Origin of the sequence: Pseudomonas savastanoi (genome assembly GCF_020917325.1) — a bacterium.
GTDB classification, from domain to species: domain Bacteria; phylum Pseudomonadota; class Gammaproteobacteria; order Pseudomonadales; family Pseudomonadaceae; genus Aquipseudomonas; species Aquipseudomonas amygdali.
Genome location: NZ_CP076652.1, coordinates 697506 through 722501, shown reverse-complemented (window position 1 = coordinate 722501; position 24996 = coordinate 697506). Strand labels below are relative to the sequence as shown.

Genomic DNA, 24996 nt, shown 5'->3' with positions numbered 1-24996 from the left:
TTTCTGGACGCTCTGCGTCCAATCCTGAATACGCGGGGTCAGCACGAGCTTGTGACGCAAAGCGTCACGAACTGCATGCCGACGCGGAGCATCGGCACGATAGTCGTATCAAAATGCTCATCGTTCCCATGCTCCGCGTGGGAATGCCTTTCTGGACGCTCTGCGTCCAATCTCAAATGCGCGGGGTCAGCACGAGCTTGTGACGCAAAGCGTCACGAACTGCATGCCGACACGGAGCATCGGCACGATAGTCGTCTCAGGATGTTCATCGTTCCCATGCTCCGCGTGGGAATGCCTTTCTGGACGCTCTGCGTCCAATCTCAAATGCGCGGGGTCAGCACCATAGTCGTCTCAAAAAGCATCGCGCACCAACCCTGTGCATCGCGCCTTGGCATCGCGCCTTGGCGTGATGCATCTTTGCTCTGAATCCCCTGTTCATGGTTGCAAACTCGCACTCCCGGCCGGGATGGAGTATTAATTGCTTGCATCGCTTCCCACAGTCGTTTGAACCGGGACGTCACCGGTTCACCCGAAAGACTACGTCCGACGCAAACAGCGCGACGTCATGGAGAATCTGTATGGCGAGCTTTTCCCATTCTGTCGGTGCGCAGACGTACCGCTTCGACAGCCTCAAAGAAGTCATGGCCAAGGCCAGCCCCGCGCGCTCCGGTGATTATCTGGCCGAGGTTGCGGCGCAAAGCGACGGCGAGCGCGTTGCAGCGCAGATGACGCTGGCGAATATTCCGCTCAAGCACTTTCTTGAAGAAGCCCTGATCCCGTACGAACAGGACGAAGTCACCCGGCTGATCATTGATACCCACGACAAACTGGCGTTTGCCCCGGTCAGCCATCTGACGGTCGGCGGCTTTCGTGACTGGCTGCTCAGCGAGCAGGCCGATGAAACCAGCCTGCGCGCATTGGCTCCCGGCCTGACACCGGAAATGGCCGCTGCCGTGTCGAAAATCATGCGCGTGCAGGATCTGGTTCTGGTGGCACAGAAGATCCGGGTGGTGACGCGCTTTCGCAACACCATGGGCCTGCGCGGGCGGCTGTCGACACGCCTGCAACCCAACCACCCCACCGACGACCCGTCCGGCATTGCCGCCAGCGTGCTTGACGGCCTGCTGTACGGCAATGGCGATGCCATGATCGGTATCAACCCGGCGACCGACAGCACCTCGTCCATCGTCGCCTTGCTGGAAATGCTCGACGCCATCGTCCAGCGCTATGAAATCCCGACCCAATCCTGCGTGCTGACCCACGTCACCACATCTATCGAGGTGATAAACCGTGGCGTACCGGTGGACCTGGTGTTCCAGTCGATCACCGGCACCGAGGCCGCCAACGCAAGCTTCGGCATCAGCCTCAAACTGTTGCAGGAAGGCTACGAAGCGGGCCTGAGCCTGAACCGCGGCACCCTCGGAAAAAACCTGATGTACTTCGAGACCGGGCAAGGCAGCGCGCTGTCGGCCAACGCGCATCACGGCGTCGACCAGCAGACCTGCGAAACCCGCGCCTATGCCGTCGCCCGGCATTTCAACCCGTTCCTGGTCAACACCGTGGTCGGTTTCATCGGCCCCGAGTACCTCTACAACGGCAAGCAGATCATCCGCGCCGGTCTGGAAGATCACTTCTGCGGCAAGCTGCTGGGTGTGCCGATGGGCTGCGACATCTGCTACACCAACCACGCAGAAGCCGATCAGGACGACATGGATACCCTGCTGACGCTGCTGGGGGTCGCCGGGATCAACTTCATCATGGGTATTCCCGGCTCGGACGACATCATGCTCAATTATCAAACCACCTCGTTCCACGATGCGCTGTATGCCCGGCAAAGCCTGGGCCTGCGTCCCGCACCGGAATACGAGGCCTGGCTGGAGAAAATGGGCATCTTTACCCAGACCGACGGCCGCGTCCGCTTCGGTGACAGCCTGCCGCCTGCGTTCCGCCAGGCACTGGCGCACCTCGCATGAGTGATCAGCCGATGAACGAAATACAAGACAACGCCGCACCAGCCAACCCCTGGCTGGAGCTACGCCGCCTGACCTCCGCACGCATCGCGCTGGGGCGAACCGGCACCAGCCTGCCCACCTCCGCGCAGCTCGACTTTCAAGCGGCGCATGCCCAGGCGCGCGATGCCGTGCATCTGGCCTTCGATCATGCCGCGATCAGCGCGCAACTGACCGAGAAAGGTCGTGAAACCATTTTGCTGCACAGCGCTGCTGCCGACCGCGACAGCTACCTGCAACGCCCGGACCTGGGCCGACGCCTGAATGAGGAGTCTGCGCAGGCACTGCGCGAGTACGCGGCGGCTCATCCGGGCGGCCTCGATCTGGCGGTAGTGGTCGCCGACGGTCTGTCAGCCCTGGCCGTGCATCGACATGCAGTGCCTTTTCTCACTCGTCTGGAGGAGCAGGCAAACGCCGAGGGCTGGTCCCTGTCGCCAGTGATAATGGTCGAGCAGGGCCGCGTTGCCGTGGCTGACGAGGTGGGCGAACTGCTTGGCGCGAAAATGGTAGTGATCCTGATCGGCGAGCGCCCGGGCCTAAGCTCACCGGACAGTCTGGGGCTGTATTTCACCTACGCGCCGAAGGTCGGGCTGAATGATGCGCATCGCAACTGTATTTCCAACGTGCGTCTGGAGGGCTTGAGCTACGGCATGGCAGCCCATCGGCTGCTGTACCTGATGCGCGAGGCCTGCAGGCGGCAGATCTCGGGGGTCAATCTTAAAGACGAAGCGCAACTGCAGACCCTTGAGTCAGACGGCTCTGCCGAGCATTCAGGCAAGCCGATCGGCAATTTCCTGCTCGACGGCCCGGCCGCACCACATTAGATTGTGCTTTCTAAAGTCGCCGGGCAGGATCGCGTAATCATCCCGGCGCACTGCATCAGCCCATAGGGAAGTTGAGGCCAACCATGCGGATCATCAAAGCGACTCTCGAACACCTGGACCTGCTCTGCCCATTGTTCATCAAATACCGCGAGTTCTACGGTGAATCGCCGTTTCCGGACTCCTCGCGGGACTTTCTCGAAAAACGCCTGCGTCGTGACGAGTCAGTGATCTATCTGGCGCTGGCCAAGGATGACGAGAGCAAACTGCTGGGCTTTTGCCAGCTGTATCCCAGCTACTCATCGCTGTCGCTCAAGCGGGTATGGATTCTCAACGACATCTATGTTGCCGAGGACGCACGCCGCCAACTGGTCGCCGATCACTTGATGAAACAGGCGAAGAAGATGGCCAAGGAAACGCATGCGGTGCGACTGCGCGTGTCGACCAGCAGCAATAACGAGGTGGCGCAAAAAGTCTATGAATCCATCGGCTTCAAGGAAGATACGCAGTTCAAAAACTACGTGCTGCCCATCAATCAGGACTGATCACCCGCTCGCGCTGACCGGAAGCCATGCCGCGTCAGCGCGCAACATACTGCTCCAGTCGTCACACATCAAAAACCCAGCGTTTATTCCCAAACCCCTTCTGCGCATTCTGCTTCTATAATGCCGCGCATACTGAACAGTCGTTTCTTCCGCATGCGACCCCGGACAGGGTTCTCGCCTCAGGTGCCTTAATGGATTTCAACCCGCTTGACCTTATTCTGCATCTCGACGTCTACCTTGACCTGTTGGTGACCAACTACGGTACGTGGGTCTACGCGATTCTGTTCCTGGTGATTTTCTGCGAAACCGGGCTGGTGATCATGCCCTTCCTGCCGGGCGACTCGCTGCTGTTCATCGCCGGAGCCGTGGCTGCAGGCGGCGGCATGGACCCGGTCCTGCTGGCCGGGCTGCTGATGCTGGCGGCGATTCTGGGCGACAGCACCAACTACGTTATTGGCCGCACTGCGGGCGAAAAACTGTTCAGCAACCCCAAATCGCGTATCTTCCGCCGCGACTACCTGCTGCGCACCCAGGACTTCTATGAGCGCCACGGCGGCAAAACCGTAACACTCGCGCGTTTCCTGCCGATCATCCGCACGTTTGCTCCATTCGTGGCCGGTGTGGGCAGAATGTCCTATCCGCGCTTCGTGGGTTTCAGCGTATTGGGCTCAGTGCTGTGGGTCGGCAGCCTGGTGACACTGGGCTTCTTCTTCGGCAACGTGCCGTTCATCAAGCACAACCTGACCTTGCTGGTGCTGGCAATCATCCTGCTGTCGCTGGTGCCGATGATCATTGGTGTGGTTCGCAGCCGTAGCGCGCCTCCGGCAGACGCACGCTGAATCATGTGGTCGTTCAGCAACTGGCGCAGGCAGCGCACGCTCGCCAGACACCCGGTTGCTGATGAGCTGTGGCAGAAGGTGCGCGAGCGTCTGCCGATCCTCGATGGGCTGAGCAGCGGGCAGCATGCGCAATTGCGTGACGCCTGCGTACTGTTTCTGAATGACAAACACCTCAGTGCACTGCCGGGCGTTGATCTGGATGACGAGCAGCGATTGTTTCTCGCCGCCCTGGCGCAACTGCCTCTGCTGAATCTGGGCGAACTGAACTGGTATCAGGGCTTTCACGAGATCGTGCTGTACCCCGACGACTTCGTCAGCCCGCAGCGCCATCGCGATGCCAGTGGCGTGGAGCACGAATGGGATGGCGAACACAGCGGCGAAGCCTGGCTGCAGGGCCCGGTGATTCTGGCCTGGCCGGGCGTGTTGAGCAGCGGCGACTGGGATGGCTACAACCTGGTTATCCATGAACTGGCGCACAAGCTCGACATGCTCAACGGCGACGCCAATGGGCTGCCGCCGCTGCACAGCGACATGCAGGTGACCGAATGGGCTCGCGTCATGCAAAGCGCGTTCGATGATCTCAACCGGCAACTGGACCACAACCCCGACGCCGAGCCCGCCATCGATCCCTATGCCGCAGAAGACCCTGCCGAGTTTTTCGCCGTGACCAGCGAATACTTCTTCAGCGCACCCGACCTGCTGCACGACAGTTACCCGGCAGTCTACGAACAACTGAAGGCGTTTTACCGGCAAGACACTCTCGCCAGACTGAACCTGCTGCGTCAGCAGGACCCGGCTTACCGGGACAACTGACAGCCGCCAAGGCCATGCGTGGCAACCAAAACAGAATATGCCTATAATCCGGACCACTTTTTGGCGGTTCGCGCCAAAATCTGTCTGGTCAACTATGGGGGCAATGCCCAATGAGCTACAGCAAGATTCCGGCAGGCAAAGACCTTCCGAACGACATCTACGTCGCGATCGAAATCCCGGCCAACCACGCGCCGATCAAGTACGAAATCGACAAAGAAACCGATTGCCTGTTCGTTGACCGTTTCATGGCCACCCCGATGTTCTACCCGGCCAACTACGGTTTCATCCCTAACACGCTGGCTGACGACGGCGACCCGCTGGACGTGCTGGTGGTAACGCCTTACCCGGTGTCTCCAGGTTCGGTCATCCGTGCCCGCCCGGTCGGCATTCTGCACATGACTGACGACGGCGGTGGCGATGCCAAGGTTATCGCAGTGCCACACGACAAGCTGTCCCAGCTGTATGTCGACGTGAAAGAGTACACCGATCTGCCAGCCCTGCTGCTTGAGCAGATCAAGCACTTCTTCGAGAACTACAAGGATCTCGAAAAAGGCAAATGGGTGAAAATCGAAGGTTGGGGCAATGCTGACGCTGCCCGCGCCGAGATCACCAAATCGGTTGCAGCGTTCAAAGGCTGATCACTGATCTGGCGTTTCAGGGCACGCCACACGCGTGCCCTGAAACACGCTTTACCCCTTCCCCGCCGCTGCTCCCTGCCAATACCGCTCCTTGAAACACCCCCATCCGTTTTTTTTGCAGCGCACACGTTTAAAAATGCGTTCGACTTTTAGGCGCTCGATAAACAGTTCGTTAATGCCCGTATAGCAAGGGTAAACACCCGGTACGTCGTTTAGCCAAAAAAGCGCTATTACGGAATCTGCCTACACGATATTCATTCCATCCGTAGTCCGGATAGCCGCAACCCCCTTGGGATAACGTCGATCTCAACACCTCGTTCATTTAAACGCCCAAGCGACGTCCGTAGACTTCGCCCTATGAATACATCAGGTGATCGACTCCGCATCCTCCTTCGGGAGTGCCATCTCACAGCGACTGACTTTGCGGCCAACCGCAAAATCACGCCGCAACACGTCAATAACTGGTTCAAGCGTGGGGTGCCCATGGCGCGGATTGATGAGGTGGCTGAACTGCTAACCGTAAACGCACGCTGGCTGCGCACGGGCGACGGGCCCAAACATCCCAATGAATCGGCCAATGAAAACACCGGTGACGACACCCGAATGGTCATCCAGCAGACCAGAAACGTGCTGCGCGGCGATGTGGAAATTCAGATCTACACGGAGGTCGAATCCACTCATGGCGTCGGCAAAACCGTCCTCTCCGAAGCACCCGGGCAAAAAATCCGCCTGCCCCTGCAAGTTCTGCAAACCATGGGCATCGACCCGAAAAACTGCATGTGTGTCGCCATGGTCGGCAACAGCATGGCCGACAAGATCCAGGACGGCTCGATTCTCGGCGTCGACCGCGAACTGACCCAGGTCATCGACGGCGAAATCTACGCCCTCGAGCACGGCGGCATCCTGCGCGTGCGCTACCTCTACCGCCTGCCCAACGGCGGCCTGCGCCTGCGCAGCCACAACGACGCCGAATACCCGGACGAACTGTTCAGTGCCGAAGACATCGACCGGGAGAAAATACGGATTCTGGGCTGGATATTCTGGTGGTCGACACTCAACAGCCGGCGCAATGCGATGCTGCTGTTGTGAGGCGGTTGGGTTTGAAAGGCATTCGGGCTGGGCATTGGCGGAGAATTTCAGTATTCTGTGCGCCATCCAGAGCACCTGACGCAGTCATGCGATGCGGTGTTTGAATGGGGCATGTGATCCGTTTGCCCTGTTGCCTATTCGCGCTTCTTTAAGAGGCGCACCTGTTGAAGGTGATTGCGGTCTATCAAAAATAGATCGGAACCGCCTACGAGAAGCCGGCCACAAGCCGGCTTTTTATTTGTCCGAAATAAACCTGCCTTGTCGCCCGATCACGTGCGGCTGCTTTTCGCGTGCGCCCAAGTCATAGGCACCACGGTGCGGCGATGTTAAATACTGTTAATAAAAAACAACTTCACATAATCTGATCAATCGGAGAATATCCGTCCAACGCGCATGACGCACTGAAAAAACAGCGTTGCGGGAGTTGAAGGCGCGTGAGGTTACGCACACCCCGGCTGGCGATTGGCACAGGGGCTCATAAAACAAAAATAACAGGATACTTGCCATGCAACGTCTCAGTTCCCTGCCTGTGCTCGGGCTGTTGTTGTCCCTGTCTTTTATCGTCCCTGCCGCGAGCGCCGCGCCGTTACCGGCCGCAACCGAAGGCGACTGGATCGCCCCGCAATTCACCTTCCATACAGGTGAAAAACTCGACAACCTGAAACTGCACTACATCACCCTAGGCGATCCAAAGAACCCCGCCATTCTCTACCTTCACGGCACCTACCGACCTGGCAGCGATGTGTTGAGCAAGGATTTTGGCGGCGAGCTGTTTGGCCCGGGCCAACCGCTGGACGCAAACAAGAACTACATCATTTCCACCGACGGCATCGGCGTGGGCCAGTCAAGCAAACCCTCTGATGGCCTGCGCACTCAGTTTCCCGCGTACAACTACACCGACCTCGTTCAAGCCCAGTATCGGCTGGTGACCGAAGGCTTGGGGATCAAACACCTGAGGCTGGTTATCGGCAACTCCATGGGGGGTATGCAAACATGGATGTGGGGCGAGACCTGGCCACACATGATGGATGCGCTGGTGCCGATGGCTTCGCAACCGACTGAAATGTCGTCACGCAACTGGATGATGCGCCGCTTGTTAGTGGAATCGATCAAGCAGGACCCGGCGTGGAACAACGGCAACTACACCGTACAACCAGCATCCTTGCGCTTGGCCAACGCGATGTTCAGCATTGGCACAAGTGGTGGCAACCTGGCTTATCAGGTCGCCGCACCGACCCGGGCGCAAGCCGACAAACTGGTAGATGAGCGCCTTAACGCCCCGCAAACCGCCGACGCAAACGACTTCATCTACCAATGGCAATCATCTGCCGACTACAACGCGGCTCAGGGAGTGAATAAAATCCAGGCCCCGGTGCTCGTCATCAATTCGGCGGACGATGAGCGCAACCCACCGGAAACAGGCCGGCTGGAGGCGTCCATGAAAGAGCTCAAGCATGCGCGGCTGCTGCTCATTCCGGCCAGCGTTGACACCCGTGGCCACGGCACAACCAGCATGGCGAAGTTTTACAGCAAGGAGCTGGGACAATTTATGCAGGAGACTGAAAAGGCTCGCTAGATTGGCTGGCGGCGTGCGGCTCCGCGCAGCCTTCGTCAGGGCTACAGGCGCTATAGCGATGCTTGATCTTTTGCTGGAAGCGCGCAACGCAGCCGGTATGACACAAAAAAATTGGCCGTCAGGCTAGGGCGACCGCAGTCATTTGTCTCAAAGACCGAGAACGCCGAGCGCAGGCTCGATGTCATTGAGTTCATGGATGTCTGTCGGGGGATCGGGACGGACCCGTATGCGCTGCTCAGTAAGCTGGACTCTATGGCTCGCCTGTAATCGACAATCGCGAAGCTTTGCTGGATGAGCGCTTGCATAAAAAATGACTCATAGCGATTCAATGCAGTGCGTTTTGGTCAGCTATAGGACTCTCACGGACACACATCTACGTCCCGTCCTCTCCACAGCTTCCAGACCTCCTCCCAACCGTCTTCATGACTCGGACCCGAGACAATAACCAGCTGACTGCACGCACCGTTGCCTAGCTGCTTGATGTAATGCTTTGCCAGTTCAGTCGGGATCATTTCGTCACGCGTTCCCGACAAGTGACGCTGAGGTATCAATGCCAGGCGCTGAATGTAATCGAGTGAGTCCAACGAGCCATTGAGAGGCGAAAGTCCTTTTAGTTCTGTCCACTGGTTCGGGGCGAGATTGCCAGCGATGGTCTGAATCAGGGTGATGTCGTTTCGTTGTCCCGCCAGTAGCAACGCGAGGGTTGCGCCGCCTGAATAACCAATCAGCTCGAACTCGTTATTACCGTAACGTTGTTTCATCTGGTCCAGCGCGCTGCTGAGGCTGGTGACCACTGCCTGGGAGAAACGGCGATTGGTCCAAAGGGCAGCGCTGCAGGCCGGGGCTGTGATGAATTGACAAGGTCGCGCCAGATAGACGCTGGGAGTCGGGTCGTTGACTGCCATCTGCGGCACGAGCAGCTTACGTGGGCTCGGCTCGAGACTGGGTTGAGTGGCAGTGGCCCAGGCATGGCCGTCGCCTTCCAGATAGACTCGTAGGCGAGTTGTTCTGAAGGTATCTGGCGGCAATAGCGCCGCCAGCGGAAAGGGCTGTACCGGCAGAACCTGCATCTGTCGGCCGTGCTGGTCCGCCAGTTGCTGCAGGGCTGCACGTGGCGACTGACAACCCGTCACAAAAACGCTTAACAGCAACGCTATCAAGACGGGAGGGATACCGCCCCAGCGCTGCTGACCGGGACGGTGATCTCTCATCAGAAGTCGTAACGCACTTTTGCAGAGAACACATCGGCATCGAAGCCCGATTTACCGATGTAGTCATAGTTGACGCCCAGTGTGACGGCGCCCAGTTTGTAATCGGCACCCACACCCGCTTCGTAACTGTCACGTACGGCTTTGGCACCGCTGGTCACAAACGGCGTACTGCCGAGCAGAAAGGTCGATGTGCTCTGTGCTTCGTCGGCGGCGAAGTCGTGGTAAGCCATCAGTTTGGCTTGTGGCTCCAGCGTTCCTGCGCCCACGAGGAAACTACCAGCCACGCGCATGCCTGCACCCAGCTCAATGGTTTCATAACGCTGGTCTTCAACCTTTAACGCAGCCGACGAGCCTTTCTCACGATAGCCGTCGATGTTCACTTGGCTGTAACGCGCCGCCAGGCGTGGTTCGACCAATACTTGCGGGTTGACGTGATAGGTGTAGCCACCCACCAGATTCAGGCCCAGCAGGTCACTGTCGTAATCTGCCTTGGCACGCGTACCTGCAATGCTGCGTTTGCCCTGGTTGTCGTTGAGGCCGTAAGTCAGGCTTGTATCGACAAAGTAATTGCCTTGTTCGAAGCCGCTGTACAGCGTGAATGCATGGCTATCGACTTCGGTCTTGTTGCCACTTTTGCCATTCACGTCGGTATTGATAAAGCTGTACGCCAACCCCAGCGTCAGGTTGTCGTTGAGCTTGCCGTCAGCGCCCACCGCGACTCCGCTGCTGTACGCGTTATAGCCAGCAATTCCGTCACGCTGGCCTTGAGTGGCGTCACTGTAGAGCGACTGGACCCAAACCCCGGCATTCTTGAAACCTTCGCCAGAAGACGCGCCGCGTATCGAGCTGGTGCGGCTGCCCGTTACGTTGCTGATCAAACCCTGGCTGGTAGTAGCGGCGCTTCTGGCCCCGCCGTTGACCTCCGGCGACAGCTGCGAGGCCAGCTTGGCAAGCTGCCCGCCGTCAGCGTTCAGCAAAAGCTGTTTGAACGCATCACTGTCGTTCAGCTTACTGATGATGCTGTCGCCGGTCAGGTTGACCAGTGTGGTCTGTTCATTAACTGAACCGCCGTTGTTGGCAACTACCTGAGCGACCTCTTCCTTGCCCTTGGCGGTGACCACAGCCACAACGTCTTTGCCGTCAACGGTATAGCTGTCGATTTTAAGCAGCGCCGAGGTACTGACTACATCCAGTTTGCCAGCAGGATCGACCGCGCGCCCATCCTTGGTCAGCAGCTCGATCTTGCCTGCTTCGATAAGCGTGTAAGCAGTGCCGTTGGCATTGAAGTCGTCACCCTTGGCTGCGAGCTTTACTTGCGCTCCCGGTTCGAACTGAGTGGTCCCGGTAACTTTCAGTACCGCAGTTTTAGCATCAGTGGCCTTACTCAGATTCAGACCGAGCGCCGAATTGCCGTCAACATAAAGATCGCCGTTAATGCTGCTGTGTGCGGACTCGAAAGTCATGGTAGTAGGACTGTCGGAGGTGCCGCCAACGTAAACCGATCCGCCGCTCTTCAGGCGAATGTTGTAGCCGTCTTTACGGCTGTCAGTACCCGTGAAGGAAGTATCCCCCTCCAGCTCGATATTGCTCACGTCGATCAGGTTACCGACAACGACGCTGCCCTTTCTCAGGATCAGCTCGACCGGACGATTGCTTCCAGAAGCGTCGATGGCCCTGTCAGCAGAAATGATCGAACCTTCGTTATAGATATTGAAGTCGCCCCGTTCGATGTACCAAGGCTGAGCGCCGATCATAGAGAATTTGGTGGTGCCCATCACGATAGCAGCGCTCTCGCCACGGATCGTCCCGGTGTTGGTTATGTCCGCACTATTGCCTATCATGGTGGCCCCGTCGATTCGAAGACCTTGAGACCCCGCGCCGCTAGCGGAGAGGCTGCCATGGTTTTCGAAGAATTTCAGGCTCGTGGCGACGTCCAGGGCCGTCGCGCCTTGACCGGAAACTTCAACCAGACCGTGGTTGATGACGTTGCCGTTGATCTTACCGCCCTCCAGGCTGATGCCTTTGGCTCCTTCACCACTGGCAAAGGTGCCGGAGCCACTGATGTTCCCGTTGAGGATAAGGTTCTTTTCAACGGTCGAACCACTTAGCTGAATCGCATCTTTAACCGCACTCCCCGCATAGGCACCGTTGATCTCAAGATTGCCGGTATGGGTCTGACGCTCGCTTTTGTAGCCAGCGTTGGTCAGTTGGACTGTTTCAGCAAAAGCCGGAACGGCAGTTGCAGCCACAGCCATGGCGAGAAGGGTCTTGCGAAACATCACAGAGTTCACGATTCATTCCTTATGTTGGGGGCGCTGCCATGCTTGGCGAGAACCTGCCGCAGCAAAAAGTGGCGATTGGCCACACAGAAGAGCGCGGCGAGAATAAAGTAACCGACTTGAAATAACATCAACTATTATCGGCACAATCGCACTTCGCTAAAGTTGTGCAAGTGCTCGGGGTCGGGATGGCTAGACCCGATAGGACTCCGCATGCGCTACCTTCCTGAGCGTGCGCCAGTACGAGCGAACGCGCTTGGCAAAGGTCGGCGAGCTGCTGAACAGCACGATGGTCGCAAAGGACACCCACCAGCCGGGCCGCAGGCAGGTCAGCAAGTACTGATTGAGCCATATGCGCGCTATTCTCAGCCTGTAGCGCTTCGGATCAAGACCCTGCAATTGCTCTATCGCGGAGGCCTTGTAGAGTGTGCTCAATACGCGGCGACTGGTTAGAAAGCGTTCCGGGAAGTCTACGCCAGCCTCGGAGTGATTCAGGACTCTGAAGTTGCGCCTCAAGACGTTGTCCCATAACTTCAGATTGCTCAGCCCTACCTCGCAAGGTCGTCCAAGCCGGGCGTCAATGCCCTTCCTGCGCATGACACCCAGCATCAGCGCCTGCTCGGTCACCAGGCGCGCGGACGTGTAGCCAATGAAGTTGCCAAACGGGTTGCGAGACGGCTTGTCATTGAAAAGCGCGTCCCTTTCGAATAGTGGTTGCTCCCACATGGCGAGCATCGCATCACGCGTGCCGAACTGAACAAGGTCCGATATGTGGAACAACATCGGTAACCGTTCAGGGTCACGAATGTAGAGCGTCGTGGTGGTAATGGGCGTCTCGAACAGCCGTGTTTCGCCAGACTCGGCATCATCTGGCTGACCTATGACAGCCAGTGCAGGGCTGGTCAGGTTGTGGTCGGCGCGCATCTTCATGACATACGGTCTTGAGGCGGCTTGAATACCGCACAACGTCGATCGCAGCATGCGATTGATGTTGATCTGATTACCGGCATCGTCGACGAAGGCACCCGGATCATCCGACATGATGAGCTGATCCACCTCAACCGCAGAGGTATCTTCATGACGCCAGGTAGAGACGATAACCTCGGCATGCGGCAGGTGCGCCCTGACCGATGCGATACAGGCGAAGATATTCCGCTGGGGGCTCAGGTTGCGATAAAGAGGCCCCTGGATAACCACGCTGATTTTTCTGGAATCAACGGCCACAAGATGAGGCATGTTCTTAACCTTTAATGGGAGATGACGACAAGAAAAACAGATCAGTCAGGTGAATCTCGCAGCACGCCGAAAAACGCGCAGGAAGAGACGATGCATTCGACGCAGGACTCCGGCCAGCATTGGCAGGCTGATCAGCACCGTCTCAAGACGAGTGACCATGAATAACCTCCCGATTTGAGCCGAATGAGCTGCGGCTGTTGTGCTTGAAGGCAGGTTATTGAACGACGCATTGAGGGTTCGCGAATAGATACCCAGGTGCATGGCAGGCACCATGATCACGATGTTTCGGTTTCGAAGCCTTGGGCTCAAATAGTTGTAGCGAGCCATTTTCTGGATGAAGTCCATGCAGGTAGCCGAGTCATGCTGACCAAAATCAATCAGTACCCATGCGCTCTCGACTTTATCCATATGAAGCGCAACGCTGTTCGCCACGATGCCGCTCAGGCCATTCTCGTGAAGGAAGTCTTCCAGACTGAACTGGACGTGGTCCGTCGGTAGATCGCTGATGGGCAGTTCGGTCAGGTTGTAGCGGTCATCGATGACAACCACCGGGATAGTCTTTCTATACGCGTGCTGGATGTGGGACAACTGACAGATCAGCTCATGACTGGCCGGCCTGGGGCTCAAATGAGACACGACGAATATCTTCATTTTGAACCTCTGGCATAGGACTTGAAGGGAGTGGAGTTGTAGATAGCCTTCACCGCAGCCCACACGCTTTCAAAATAGAAGATTTTCCCGTTGTTTCTGTAAGTACGAACCGCCGAAATCAAAATACCCGGGAGCGACAGGAGGTGGTGGTGAAAGTAATCATCCTGCTGACGAACAAACCATGCCTGCGTACTGCGTTGACGCAACATATTGCGCACTTCACAGCTCTGGGTGATCAGCGTCTGCTTGGCCAGCACAGGGTCTGCAAGGAAGCGATTGACCAGAAACGCCTGTCGGGTTTGTGTTAGCTGATCGAACAGCATCAGCCGCTCGAAATCAGCAAGAAACTCTTTGACTGCGTCGATATCATTTCTGAACGAGGACTGTTGAGCGATGTGATCGATCAGTTCAATCCAGGCTCGGACAGAGATGCAATCAAGACCGGTTGGAATAATGACCGCCGACGGATTGGCCAGGTATTTGTCAGCGAATTGCCGCAATCTGACCAGTGCGGTCTCGGCAGACAGGTTCAAAAGAGGTTTCTTTTTCAGCAGGGACACATAACAAGGCCCGGATATTCCGAGACATCCGTCAACGGATTCGACCGAAGCCTTGCCTCCCAGCAGTGCTCGGGAGGTCACTGACTGAGTGATACCGAAAGGGTTTATACGGTTCGGAATACCCGCTCGGGACGCTCGTAGCGCATGCTCGATGTCTTCGTATTCCACCCAGTGCAGAGACTCGTCCAGAGGGCAGGCATTCCACACATCCTTACGGCAAATATAGAGGCTGCCTGTGGGGTAACTGGCGTCGCTGTTGTGGCGCATCGGGCTGGCGAAACAGAACCCGGTCCGGTCAACTTCCGAGAATACTGACGGGGCAATAGCCTGCGCATTACCGCTGGTACGGTGCAGCCCCAGCAGCCCCTGCGCAACTTGCTCCATGGCCATGCCGTAATCCGAATAGCGGCGAGGGTGCATACTGAGCCGATTGTCGAAAAACATGCTTTGCAGTGTCATCAACGGGTAGCGCGGACCAAAGCGACGTACGATTTCTCCAAAATTCCTGGGCAGAAATACGCGGTCATGCAGGATCACGAGATTGCTGAATCCAGCCTCCAGAGCGAGACGATTTTTCTTCTTGCAGATCTGCACTGGCGGAGCGGTAATGTCCTGCCCCACGAGGCGGACCTTGTCGAAATAGGCGAAGTTGCTTCCCGGCGTGCCGCACAGAAGTATCTCTTTGCGCGGAACATCGATTTCCAGAATGCGCTTCACTACCGCATTCAGAACCGTGGCGTCTCCTGGCCCTACAGGAAGGCAAAAGCTCCAGCCATCAAGATCGTCATCGGATTCCGCCGCCAGCCTTGCTACCTTTTTGTAGGTGACAGAGGTGGCCGAGCGTTCGATTACCTTGAGTGATCCGGCAAAATATTCACGGTCCAGATAGCACTCAAACTCAGTGTCTTCGATAACTGTAATCTTCTCGCCAACATTCAGAAAGTGGGCACCGTCCCACAGCAGCAGTGGCGCCAGCGGTGAATCACTCTGGACACCATAAAAGCAGTAACTACCCGCGCCATACATGGATAACGGACGCTGGGCGGCATGCAGGTTTTTGATTACCCGCTCCGGCTTGCGAAACGGATGGGCGCGGAACGAAACAAAACCTGAACATTCATGGGGCAGCAGCAGGCCCACCGGAAGGTTACGCAGGCTGCCCGCTGCCAGGTAACCAAGGCTTGGATGGTGCTGGAGATGAGTAGTTTTCATGGTTCAGACGACGTACTTGTCGGCAAGCGCGCCGGGCACCTTAACGACAACGGTGGTTGCATCAGTGAGCGCTTCGAACGCCGTAATGTCCCCCGGCTCCAGAACAATGATGTCGCCTGCATGCCAGACCTGATCGCGCATGTTGACGGACCCGGAAATGAGCACGGTGATCTCGGTGGCAACCCTGTGGTAATGGGCTGCTTCCTTTTCGCCTGCAGTGTAAGTCTTGACCCCGACCTCACAGGACTCGGTACTGAAAGCAGCAGGCTCGAAGCCGCCCACAAACCAGCCTTTGACCATGTCTTGCAGTCTTGCCGTTTTCATCGCATTTCTCCTGCTTCGAAAGCGTGAAGCTGACTATTGGTTTTCAGCGGCCGGTACTGATTGGGTTCGATCCGGTAGGCACCGATTCTTTTCTGTAACAGCACCAGCTCATTGAGGGCGGGTGCTATGTAGAAGTTGTCACTGACCCTGGCATCCTTGCGAATCATCTCTTTCGCCGCCGCCACGAACAGCGAGCCGGATTTGAACCAGTACACACCTGCAATGGCGTGGCGACTGATCGGATTTTTTTCGGCAGCCTCAATGACCCGGCAGTTGCTATCCAGACGTGCGAATGAATAGCGAGGGTGCAGTGAATTGAAGATAACCACGCCGGCATCTTCATCGTTGTCCCGAAACGCACGCACGGCATCGAGCAGCTCTATAGCGAGAAAATCACTGACACTGAGAATCAACAACTCATCATCGTTGTCGATTTGCCCGCTCGCCAGAAGCGCCGTGCAGGCGGCACCCCGGGTGACTTTATGAACGGGCAGAACACTGGCCGCAGGGTGCATTTGCTGGACCATGTTGCGAAGGTGCAGCCGGGTGACATCGTCGTTCGAGAATGTGCAGATGATCCTGCGCGGCTCAAGCGCGGCACAGTTGTCGATCAGCGTATGAATCAGTGGCTTGCCATTGTATTCGCACAGATATTCGGGGTACTCGCCGTCGTTGGGCGGCGTCTCTCCCTTCTTTGCCGACAGGAGAATGATGTTCAATGCGCTCACAGGCTAGCCACCTTGTCGACGTTGATCTCTTCGACCTTGCCAAGGATGTTATTGAGGTTTACATCGCAGGTTTCAGCCACGACCAGAACATGGGCTCCGGAATCTCTGGCGGCTTTGATACCATTTTCGTTGTCTTCGACGATCAGGCATTCATCGGGCTTCAGGCCCAGTTGTCTGATGGCCTTGGTGTAGATATCGGGAGCGGGCTTGGCATGTTTGACATCCTCGTTGGAGAGCTGCAAATCGAGGTATTGCTCCAGATCTGCCCTGTTCATCATGACCTGCACTGTGTTGCGAATGGAGTTGGATGCAACCGCCAGCTTGTAGCCCATTGTTTTCAACGATGACAACGCGTACTGGTGCACAAACGTCGGCTTGCACTGGGCGTACACGATCTCCATGGTGTACTGCTGCTTCATCTCGTTGATGAATGCGTGCAACGCCACCGGCAGATCGCGCTCGACGCTCAGCATGTCGAGTTTGCGCGAGGTGGGCAGACCGTCGTAGGCGGTGAGGTGTTCATGGCGACTGATGTTGTAACCGAACAGGCCGAGGGCTTTGTTCAGTGCATCGTAATGCCATTCCTTGGCTTCAATGAGGACGCCATCCATATCGAATATCACTGCCTTGATCATGATTGCCTCACTTGAAGAAAGTGGCTGCATCTGCGGGAATATCAGTGCAAATCGTTAAACCGTTGTGAGCTTCGAGCTCAAGCAATTGCTGCCATAGGCCGCCATGTTCACGCCCGTGCAACTCGGGAGATACCACACACACCTGCTTGCCCTGAGATAGAAGATCGCCAATAACCTGACTGGAAAACCATTCCCCCTCAAAACCGTCAAGCCAGACACCTGATGCCTGTTCGATCCAGGCTGGGGACGGTTCGACTTCGCTGAGCCGGGTGTAAGTAATGACATTCGCGTGAAAGTAGCTGCGCATGTCCGGTACCGCCATATCAAAGGCAAACCAGTTGGTATGACCGTATCGAGCGAAGGTTTTGGCGAGCGCCTGCGCCATGCCATCAGCCTTGATATTGATGGCCAGTGGCAGGTTACGACCCGCCATGATGTCGAGCAGCCCATCAAGCGTCAGCTCGCCGCCGACGGGCATGTCGTGAGAAATAACCAGTTGACCCGCTACATCACGGACATCGGTCTCTGTGCCGAAACCAAGGTCGAATGATCGGTGAAATGCTTCGGGCAAATTGCGCTGCGGCTTTTGCAGCCAGTAGCCGCGATGGCTGATGATGTGCATGTCAGGCCTGTCTTCCCGAGGCTGCCTGCCTGCTCAGCGGCAACGACAGGAATTGGTTCAGGTCTGCCGGTATACCCAGGCCGTACATGCCATGCCCCTCTGCGCCAATACTGTAATGAATCACCTTGGCGCCGCGCCCGATGATCTCGTTGTACGCTGGCGCAACATAGAATTCGCCATTGACGCGAAGATCTTTCATGACCATCGTCTCGATGGCCGATATCAACTGACCTGCATTGCGAAAGTTGTAGATGCCAACAGTGGCTTCGTCAGAGATGACCTCTTTTTCCACTACGCGGGTGATGAGGCCTTCTGCACTGAAGCCCACAAACGACCACTTCGGATCGCTGGCTTTCATCGTCATGATCAAGCCCGCTGCGTCACCCTCGTTCATTGCCTGCAGATAAGCGTTTATGTCCACATCGACATACTGGTCGCTGTTGGCAATCATCACTTGCTGGCTATAGTCGAGCAGGTGCCTGGCGGCATAAACGGAGCACGCGGCGCCCCCCGTCAGCCCACCAAGCTCGACGATGTCGCATCCAGGTGCCCAGGCATTCAGCTTTTCCCTAAGCGAATAGGTTGCGACCTGATCCGCCTGACAGATGAAGATGAATCGGTGCGGACAATCCGGCGTCAGATTGTCAATCACGACCTTGATCATCGGTACACCGTGCACAGGGATCAACGGCTTGGGATCGGTGTAGCCCGCGACCGCAAAGCGACTCCCGGCACCCGCCATCGGAACGATAATTTGCAGCATGAAAATCCCTTTTGAATGGGTAATTTGAAGTTGACGAAGTGGCGCTGACTGCAATGAATCAATAACAACCGTGTTCGATTATCCGGCCACGCTCAAGCGTCAAATAACGCTGACAAAACGCTTTCCCCTCTTCTACCGCGTGAGTCACAAGAATCAGGGCCATGCCGTCATCCTGCAAAGTGCGAATTCGCTCGTGGCATTTGCGTTTGAACTCTTCGTCCCCCACAGCAAGCACTTCGTCAGCCAGCAGGACCTGTGGCTCAACATGAACCGCTACCGAAAAACCCAGCCTCATGTACATACCCGACGAATAGTTCTTGACCGGCGTATCAATAAAGTTTCCAAGCCCGGAAAAATCCACGATCTCGTTGAAACGCGAACGTACTTCCCTGTTACTTAACCCGAACAGGCTGGCATTGAGATAGATATTCTCTTCCCCTGTCAGATCAGGGTGAAAGCCCACACCGATTTCTATTAAAGGGGCTACACGGCCCACCGTAGTCAAACGTCCGCTGGTGGGAACAAGAATGCGTGAAACCAGCTGCAACAGCGTGCTTTTACCTGAACCGTTATGCCCCACAAGTGCAAGCGATTCCCCCTTATGCAAGGTGAACGACACGTCGCTGACTGCCATGAACGTTTCGGCATGCTCACGGTGTCGAACATCGAACAGACCTAGAAACTTGCTCTTCAAACCGCCCCTGTTGTGGCGAAGGGTGAACTGTTTGGTGAGGTTTTCTGCCTTTATGACGACACGGCTCATAAATACTCCACCACGTCGTCGACCTTCCTGAATATGAGCAGGCCGGCAAGCAACGACGCGGCCCCCATTAACACGCAAAGCAGCAGATCGCGGGTGTCTGGAACGACCCCGGTATGCAAAATGCTGCTGAAACTATCGAAATAAAGGGCTACCGGATTGTAGGCCGCTATGCTGGCGATACCTTCGGGCAGCGCGGAGGTGACCCACACAATTGGCGTCAACCAGAACAGCAAGGGCAGAAATACGTCGATGAAGTGTTTTGCATCCCTCACCGTTACCTGAATGATGCTAAGCGCCAGACCGAACCCCATGATGAGCGCCATGAACGCAATCAGTACAATGGGATAAAAAAACAGCGCGTGTGAAAACACACCACCCAGCATGGGGAATAACAATACATACACGAGCATGCAGCCCGCCCAGAACACAGCAATCGACAATGCTCCGGAGACGGGTAGCAATATACGCGGGAAGCGTAACTTCCGAATGAGGTTGCCATTATTGATGAGCCATTCCCCGCTCTGTGAAACTATTTGTGCCAGAAGCATCCAGTGGACGACACCCGTTACCAGATGAAGCGCAAAGCGGTCCTGATTGCTGGGCAGGATATAGGTGAAGACCGTGTAATACGTAAGTGTAACAACCAGCGGATTTCCCAATGACCAAACGAAGCCCAACGTCGCCCCCATGTAACGGATTTTAATTTCCTTGGACACAAGATTGATGATCAGGTCACGCCATTTTATAAAGCTTGTGCTGCGAGATGACGACATACGGTATCCAGCTATTGACAGGTAGATCAGAGAACGATTTTGACAATCAAGATCATAAATGGATAACCTTATGGCCTCATGCTGCGGGCATATGTTCTCTTCTTTCATAGAGTTACAGCTATAGGGCGACGCCTTAGTTACTGTAGGAATATTCCACAAACTACCGGCGGCAGCTAAATGGCCCTTTCGAGGCCTCGCCACGCTCGATCAGAATCGCAAGGCACTTCCATCCGCGCACGTTGATCTATAACGTCAATGGTCATTCGCAATACGACCGGTCCAGCGATCACCCTTGAACAAGCGAGGCTACTCATGACCCAAACCCCTTACACTCCGCCGAAGGTATGGCAGCAGGAAACAAAAGCAGGCGGTACGTTCGCCAGCATCAACCGGCCCGTAGCCGGTCCCACGCATGACAAGGTACTGCCCGTCGGCAAGCACCCACTGCAGCTTTATTCTCTGGCCACACCCAACGGGGTGAAGGTCACGATCATGCTCGAAGAGCTGCTGGCGCTGGGGCATAGCGGCGCGGAATACGATGCCTGGCTGATCCGCATTTCCGAGGGCGATCAGTTCTCCAGCGGCTTTGTCGAGATCAATCCCAACTCCAAGATCCCTGCGTTGCTGGACCGAAGCCATGAAACACCTGTCCGGGTATTCGAGTCCGGTTCGATTCTGCTGTACCTGGCTGAGAAGTTTTCCAGTTTCCTGCCCGCCGACCCGGCAGGCCGTACCGAAACGCTGAACTGGCTGTTCTGGCAGATGGGCGCGGCGCCCTACCTGGGTGGCGGGTTCGGGCACTTCTACGCCTACGCGCCGGAGAAACTCGAATACCCCATCAATCGCTTCGCGATGGAGGCCAAGCGCCAACTCGATGTGCTGAACCGTCGACTGGGCGAGCACCGCTACCTGGCTGGCGACACCTACACGATTGCCGATATCGCGGTCTGGCCATGGTATGGCGCGCTGGTAAGGAACAAGGTTTATTCGGCCGCCGAGTTCCTGTCGGTGCACGAATACCCGAACCTGATTCGCTGGACGGAAGAAATCGCCGCGCGCCCTGCCGTCATCAAAGGCCAGAAGGTCAACCGCACCTGGGGCGAAGAGGCGGACCAGGTGCCGGAGCGGCATCAGGCGTCCGACCTGGATAAATAAGGCGCAAGTCAAGGCCTGCGCAAACAGAAACCTGGTGCTACAAACTCAAAAGAGATTCTGGGTCGGACAGTCGTGATCTGAACGTAAAGTAGCGTCCTTAGCCACTGCCCAAGGACGCGCCCTATGAGCCGGACAACTGCCCATCCAGATTTTCGCTTGCAACTCGACACCGGTTTCCCACGCAGTGGAGTACTTGCAGCATGAGTACTCCCAATGCACCGCATACGCCTGTAAATGATCGCTTTGATGAAGTGCTCGCAATGATTCAGAGCGCTCGACAGCAAGCTGCACAGGCGGTCAACACTCGCCTGATCGAGCTTTACTGGCAGGTAGGCGCCTACATCAGCCGCAAGATTGAAAACGCCGAATGGGGTGACGCGGTGGTCAGCCAGCTTGCCGAGCATCTGGCTGTAACCCAGCCAGGACTGCGCGGGTTTACGCGCAGCAACCTGTTTCGCATGCGTCAGTTCTATGAGATTTACCGCGCAGAAGAGAAAGTCGCACCACTGGCGCGACAATTATCCTGGTCCCATAACCTGATCATTTTCAGCCAGAGCAAGCGCCCTGAAGAACGCGAGTTTTATCTGAAAATGGCAACTCAGGAGAGATGGTCAAAACGCGAGCTGGAGCGCCAGTTCAAGACCGCCTTGTTCGAGCGCAGTATCACCCAGCCAGCCAAAGCCTCGGCAATGCTCAAGGAAACCCGACCGGCAGCACTGGATGTGTTCCGTGATGCCTACATGGTGGAGTTCCTCGAGCTACCATCGGGACACGCCGAAGCCGACCTGCATCGCGGTTTGCTGCAACGCCTGAGGGATTTTCTGATCGAGTTGGGCCGCGACTTCTGTTTTGTCGGCTCCGAGTACACGTTGCAGGTCGGCGGTCAGGATTTTGCACTGGATCTGCTGTTTTTCCATCGCGGCCTCAACTGCCTTGTTGCCATCGAACTCAAGGTCGGCCGCTTTGAGCCAGAGTACTTGGGCAAGCTGGACTTTTATCTTGAGGCGCTGGACCGGAAGGTACGCAAACCCCATGAAAACCCGGCCATCGGCGTTTTACTCTGCGCCAGCAAAAACGATGAAGTGGTCGAGTACGCCCTGAACCGCTCGCTTTCACCCGCGCTGATTGCCGAGTATCAGACCCGCTTGCCGGACAGGCAGCTATTGCAGGCAAAGCTGCATGAGTTCTACGCGAGCGCTGCGCTGAACGATCAGTGATACCTGCCAGACGCACGATGCATTACGCTTGTGCGTGCCTGAGCGGCAGTCTGCCTGCTTGCCCTTTCCCTGACTGGAGCCTCCAATGCCGCACCATAAGGACCCTCGCGCCCACACCGCCCTGTCGCAACGCGGCCGCAGCGCCAGCAGCGGGCCTGGGCTTGCGGTCAACCCGCCGGTCGTGCGTCTGAGCACGGTGCTGTTCGACAGTCTGGAGAGTTTGCGCGAGGCGGAAATTCGCACCACAGGGCCAGAGCGCTCGCTGACCTACGGAGCCAACGGCAACCCGACGGCGTTTGCCTTGCAGGATCTGATTTCCGGGCTTGAGGGCGCGCACGGTACTTGCCTGTACCCAACCGGACTGGCAGCAGTGGCGCAGATGTTTCAATCGTTTCTGCGCCCAGGCGACCACGTGCTGATTACCGAATCGGTGTACGGCCCCGTTCGGCGTCTGGCGAAAACGATGCTGACGGCCTTCGACATCCAGTTCGATTTCTACTCGGCCGACGGCAGCAATGCGGAATCGCTGATCAAGACCAACACACGGATGATCTACGCTGAAGTGCCCGGTTCGCTGACGTTCGACATGTGCGACCTGCCTGCCCTGTCACAGGTGTGCAAGGCAAGGAATCTACTGCTGGCTGTGGATAACTCGTGGGGCTCGGGGATTCTGTACAAGCCGCTGGAACTGGGCGCAGACATTTCCCTGATGGCCCTGACCAAGTACGTGGCCGGGCATTCCGACGTCATGATGGGCAGCGTCAGCACCACCGAAGCGCACTGGAAAACCCTCAAGACCATGAATACCGCCGTGGGCAATACCGTCAGCCCCGACGACGCGTATCTGGTGCTGCGCGGTGCCCGAAGTCTGGCGGCGCGCATGGCCATGCACGAACGCCATGCGATGCAGATCGCGCAATGGCTGCAGGAGCAGCCTCAGGTTGCCCGCGTGCTGTATCCCGCATTGCCGGACGATCCGGGCTATACCATCTGGAAGCGAGATTTCCATGGCTGCAATGGCTTGCTCAGTTTCGAATTCCATGCCGTTGACCGGCAGGTGCTGGACCGATTTACCGGCGCGTTGAAACTGTTCGGGATTGGTTACTCCTGGGGCGGTTTTGAAAGCCTGATCACTGAAGTCGAGCAATATGGCCCTGACCGCGGCATCGGCCCGATGCTGCGGCTACAGGTCGGCCTGGAAAGCCCGGAAGACCTGATCGCAGACCTGCAGAACGGGTTCGCTGCGGGTTAATCCTGACAACTACTGCCCTGGCATTGCTCCGTCGCCGTTATTTGCCCAGAAGCCCTCGCTCTGCTAGTGTCGCGCGGTTTAACCTCTACCGGAAATGCCCCCATGGCCCGCAAGAAAGCTGCACTGGATTTCGAACAGTCACTCGCTGACCTGCAAGCGCTGGTAGAGCGGCTGGAGAATGGCGAGTTGTCGCTGGAAGACTCATTGACCGCCTTCGAGCAAGGCGTACGCCTGACCCGCGACTGCCAGAGCGCCCTCACCCAGGCCGAACAGAAGGTTCAGGTACTGCTGGAGCGCGATGGTGAACTGAGCGAAGAGCCGTTCGACGATGCGGAACTTCCCGAATGATCGCGAGCTATCAAGCGCAAAGCCAGACTCGCGTCAACGCAGCACTCGAAAAACTGTTTCAGGCACCGAGCCCTGAGCTGAACCGCCTTTACGAAGCCATGCGCTACAGCGTGATGAACGGCGGCAAGCGCGTGCGCCCGCTGCTGGCCTACGCGGCCTGCGAAGCGCTGGGTGGCGTAGCCGAAGATGCCAACGGTGCCGCCTGTGCGGTTGAACTGATTCATGCTTACTCGCTGGTGCACGACGATTTACCGGCGATGGACGATGACGACCTGCGTCGCGGCCAGCCGACCACGCACAAGGCCTTCGATGAAGCCTGCGCGATCCTGGCAGGTGACGGCCTGCAAAGCCTGGCGTTCACTGCGCTGCTCGCGCCGCACCTGACCTCACGCGATGCTGAAACGCGTCTGCAGATGGTCAACACCCTCGCAGCCGCTGCCGGCCCGGCAGGTATGGTGGGCGGGCAGGCGATCGATCTGGGCTCTGTGGGGCTGAAGCTTGATCAGGCCGCGCTGGAATACATGCATCGGCACAAGACCGGTGCGTTGATCGAAGCCAGCGTCCGGCTTGGCGCACTGGCCAGCGGTCAAGCCGATCAGCCCCGTCTTGACGCCTTGCAGGTCTATGCGCGCGCGGTCGGTCTGGCCTTTCAGGTTCAGGACGACATTCTCGATGTCGAAAGCGATACTGCGACCCTTGGCAAGCGTCAGGGTGCCGACATCGCCCGCGACAAGCCGACCTACCCTGCGTTGCTGGGCCTGGAAGCGGCCAAGCACTATGCACTGGAACTGCGTGATCAGGCGCTAGCGGCGCTGAGCCCGTTCGATGCCGCCGCAGAGCCGTTGCGCGAGCTGGCACGCTATATCGTCGAACGCCGCCACTGATCACCGTCACCGAAGCCGGAAATCTGCTGAATCAACCACGGTTCGTCAGGTCT

25 protein-coding genes and 1 pseudogene are annotated in these 24996 nt (G+C 57.0%); 14 read left to right on the top strand and 12 right to left on the bottom strand.

What is annotated here, in order from left to right; genetic code table 11:
• Positions 1-578 precede the first annotated feature (578 nt).
• The 9 genes and pseudogenes from KP808_RS03130 (at position 579) to KP808_RS03090 (ending at position 8597) form a co-directional block, all read left to right on the top strand.
• A complete protein-coding gene (locus tag KP808_RS03130) occupies positions 579-1973 on the top strand; it encodes an ethanolamine ammonia-lyase subunit EutB (protein WP_002551875.1) in 1395 nt (464 codons plus the stop codon).
• The gene (gene eutC / locus KP808_RS03125; RefSeq protein WP_230017426.1) at positions 1970-2833 is read left to right on the top strand and encodes an ethanolamine ammonia-lyase subunit EutC; all 864 of its coding nucleotides are present in this window, start codon (positions 1970-1972) and stop codon (positions 2831-2833) included. Before KP808_RS03130 ends, eutC begins: the two co-directional genes overlap by 4 nt.
• An 83-nt stretch (positions 2834-2916) precedes the next feature.
• Complete coding sequence (locus tag KP808_RS03120) at positions 2917-3375, top strand: GNAT family N-acetyltransferase (protein ID WP_193600963.1); 459 nt, start codon at positions 2917-2919, stop codon at positions 3373-3375.
• Between the two features lie 191 nt (positions 3376-3566).
• A complete protein-coding gene (locus KP808_RS03115) occupies positions 3567-4214 on the top strand; it encodes a DedA family protein (RefSeq protein ID WP_011169678.1) in 648 nt (215 codons plus the stop codon).
• 3 nt (positions 4215-4217) lie between these two features.
• Positions 4218-5027 carry a M90 family metallopeptidase gene (locus tag KP808_RS03110; RefSeq protein ID WP_057402868.1) on the top strand — a complete coding sequence of 270 codons (810 nt, stop codon included), beginning with the start codon at positions 4218-4220 and terminating at the stop codon, positions 5025-5027.
• A 110-nt stretch (positions 5028-5137) separates the two neighbouring features.
• Positions 5138-5665, top strand: a complete 528-nt coding sequence (ppa, locus tag KP808_RS03105; RefSeq protein WP_002551870.1) for an inorganic diphosphatase — start codon at positions 5138-5140, stop codon at positions 5663-5665.
• Between the two features lie 357 nt (positions 5666-6022).
• Positions 6023-6754 carry a LexA family transcriptional regulator gene (locus KP808_RS03100; protein ID WP_058401244.1) on the top strand — a complete coding sequence of 244 codons (732 nt, stop codon included), beginning with the start codon at positions 6023-6025 and terminating at the stop codon, positions 6752-6754.
• 505 nt (positions 6755-7259) lie between these two features.
• Positions 7260-8330, top strand: a complete 1071-nt coding sequence (locus KP808_RS03095) for an alpha/beta fold hydrolase (protein WP_230017425.1) — start codon at positions 7260-7262, stop codon at positions 8328-8330.
• A gap of 58 nt (positions 8331-8388) precedes the next feature.
• A pseudogene (locus KP808_RS03090) lies at positions 8389-8597 on the top strand (helix-turn-helix domain-containing protein).
• Between the two features lie 92 nt (positions 8598-8689).
• On the opposite strand, the gene KP808_RS03085 reads toward KP808_RS03090, so the two are convergent.
• The 12 genes from KP808_RS03085 to KP808_RS03030 form a co-directional block, all read right to left on the bottom strand.
• Positions 8690-9541, bottom strand: a complete 852-nt coding sequence (locus tag KP808_RS03085; protein WP_230017424.1) for an alpha/beta fold hydrolase — start codon at positions 9539-9541, stop codon at positions 8690-8692.
• Positions 9541-11820, bottom strand: coding sequence for an autotransporter family protein (locus tag KP808_RS03080; RefSeq protein ID WP_230018788.1), 2280 nt, complete (start codon positions 11818-11820; stop codon positions 9541-9543). Before KP808_RS03080 ends, KP808_RS03085 begins: the two co-directional genes overlap by 1 nt.
• A 192-nt stretch (positions 11821-12012) precedes the next feature.
• Positions 12013-13056, bottom strand: coding sequence for a WavE lipopolysaccharide synthesis family protein (locus KP808_RS03075; RefSeq protein WP_058401240.1), 1044 nt, complete (start codon positions 13054-13056; stop codon positions 12013-12015).
• Positions 13057-13101: 45 nt separating this feature from the next.
• A complete protein-coding gene (locus KP808_RS03070) occupies positions 13102-13707 on the bottom strand; it encodes a hypothetical protein (RefSeq protein WP_058401239.1) in 606 nt (201 codons plus the stop codon).
• On the bottom strand, positions 13704-15479 hold the full coding sequence (locus KP808_RS03065; protein ID WP_057402873.1) for a hypothetical protein: 1776 nt from the start codon (positions 15477-15479) through the stop codon (positions 13704-13706). Before KP808_RS03065 ends, KP808_RS03070 begins: the two co-directional genes overlap by 4 nt.
• A gap of 3 nt (positions 15480-15482) precedes the next feature.
• On the bottom strand, positions 15483-15803 hold the full coding sequence (locus tag KP808_RS03060; RefSeq protein ID WP_058401238.1) for a hypothetical protein: 321 nt from the start codon (positions 15801-15803) through the stop codon (positions 15483-15485).
• A complete protein-coding gene (locus tag KP808_RS03055) occupies positions 15800-16531 on the bottom strand; it encodes a glycosyltransferase family 2 protein (protein ID WP_230017423.1) in 732 nt (243 codons plus the stop codon). Before KP808_RS03055 ends, KP808_RS03060 begins: the two co-directional genes overlap by 4 nt.
• Positions 16528-17166, bottom strand: a complete 639-nt coding sequence (locus KP808_RS03050; RefSeq protein WP_122280700.1) for an HAD family hydrolase — start codon at positions 17164-17166, stop codon at positions 16528-16530. The genes KP808_RS03055 and KP808_RS03050 overlap by 4 nt, the downstream gene beginning before the upstream one ends.
• Before the next feature lie 7 nt (positions 17167-17173).
• Positions 17174-17788: a PI-PLC domain-containing protein gene (locus KP808_RS03045; protein WP_058407852.1), complete on the bottom strand. Its 615-nt coding sequence runs from the start codon at positions 17786-17788 to the stop codon at positions 17174-17176.
• A gap of 1 nt (position 17789) precedes the next feature.
• Complete coding sequence (locus tag KP808_RS03040; RefSeq protein WP_058401234.1) at positions 17790-18551, bottom strand: glycosyltransferase family 2 protein; 762 nt, start codon at positions 18549-18551, stop codon at positions 17790-17792.
• A 58-nt stretch (positions 18552-18609) separates the two neighbouring features.
• Positions 18610-19314 carry an ABC transporter ATP-binding protein gene (locus KP808_RS03035; protein WP_058407853.1) on the bottom strand — a complete coding sequence of 235 codons (705 nt, stop codon included), beginning with the start codon at positions 19312-19314 and terminating at the stop codon, positions 18610-18612.
• The gene (locus KP808_RS03030; protein WP_230017422.1) at positions 19311-20087 is read right to left on the bottom strand and encodes an ABC transporter permease; all 777 of its coding nucleotides are present in this window, start codon (positions 20085-20087) and stop codon (positions 19311-19313) included. The genes KP808_RS03035 and KP808_RS03030 overlap by 4 nt, the downstream gene beginning before the upstream one ends.
• A gap of 312 nt (positions 20088-20399) precedes the next feature.
• Here KP808_RS03030 and yghU point away from each other — a divergent pair, with 312 nt between their 5' ends.
• The 5 genes from yghU to KP808_RS03005 all read left to right on the top strand — a co-directional run bounded on the left by yghU (position 20400) and on the right by KP808_RS03005 (position 24943).
• Positions 20400-21242, top strand: a complete 843-nt coding sequence (gene yghU / locus KP808_RS03025; protein WP_010211665.1) for a glutathione-dependent disulfide-bond oxidoreductase — start codon at positions 20400-20402, stop codon at positions 21240-21242.
• Between the two features lie 200 nt (positions 21243-21442).
• The gene (locus KP808_RS03020) at positions 21443-22459 is read left to right on the top strand and encodes a PDDEXK nuclease domain-containing protein (protein ID WP_219170869.1); all 1017 of its coding nucleotides are present in this window, start codon (positions 21443-21445) and stop codon (positions 22457-22459) included.
• An 85-nt stretch (positions 22460-22544) separates the two neighbouring features.
• A complete protein-coding gene (metC, locus tag KP808_RS03015; RefSeq protein WP_230017421.1) occupies positions 22545-23711 on the top strand; it encodes a cystathionine beta-lyase in 1167 nt (388 codons plus the stop codon).
• Positions 23712-23813: 102 nt separating this feature from the next.
• Positions 23814-24059, top strand: a complete 246-nt coding sequence (locus KP808_RS03010; protein ID WP_002551852.1) for an exodeoxyribonuclease VII small subunit — start codon at positions 23814-23816, stop codon at positions 24057-24059.
• The gene (locus KP808_RS03005; protein WP_230017420.1) at positions 24056-24943 is read left to right on the top strand and encodes a polyprenyl synthetase family protein; all 888 of its coding nucleotides are present in this window, start codon (positions 24056-24058) and stop codon (positions 24941-24943) included. Before KP808_RS03010 ends, KP808_RS03005 begins: the two co-directional genes overlap by 4 nt.
• Positions 24944-24996: the final 53 nt, after the last annotated feature.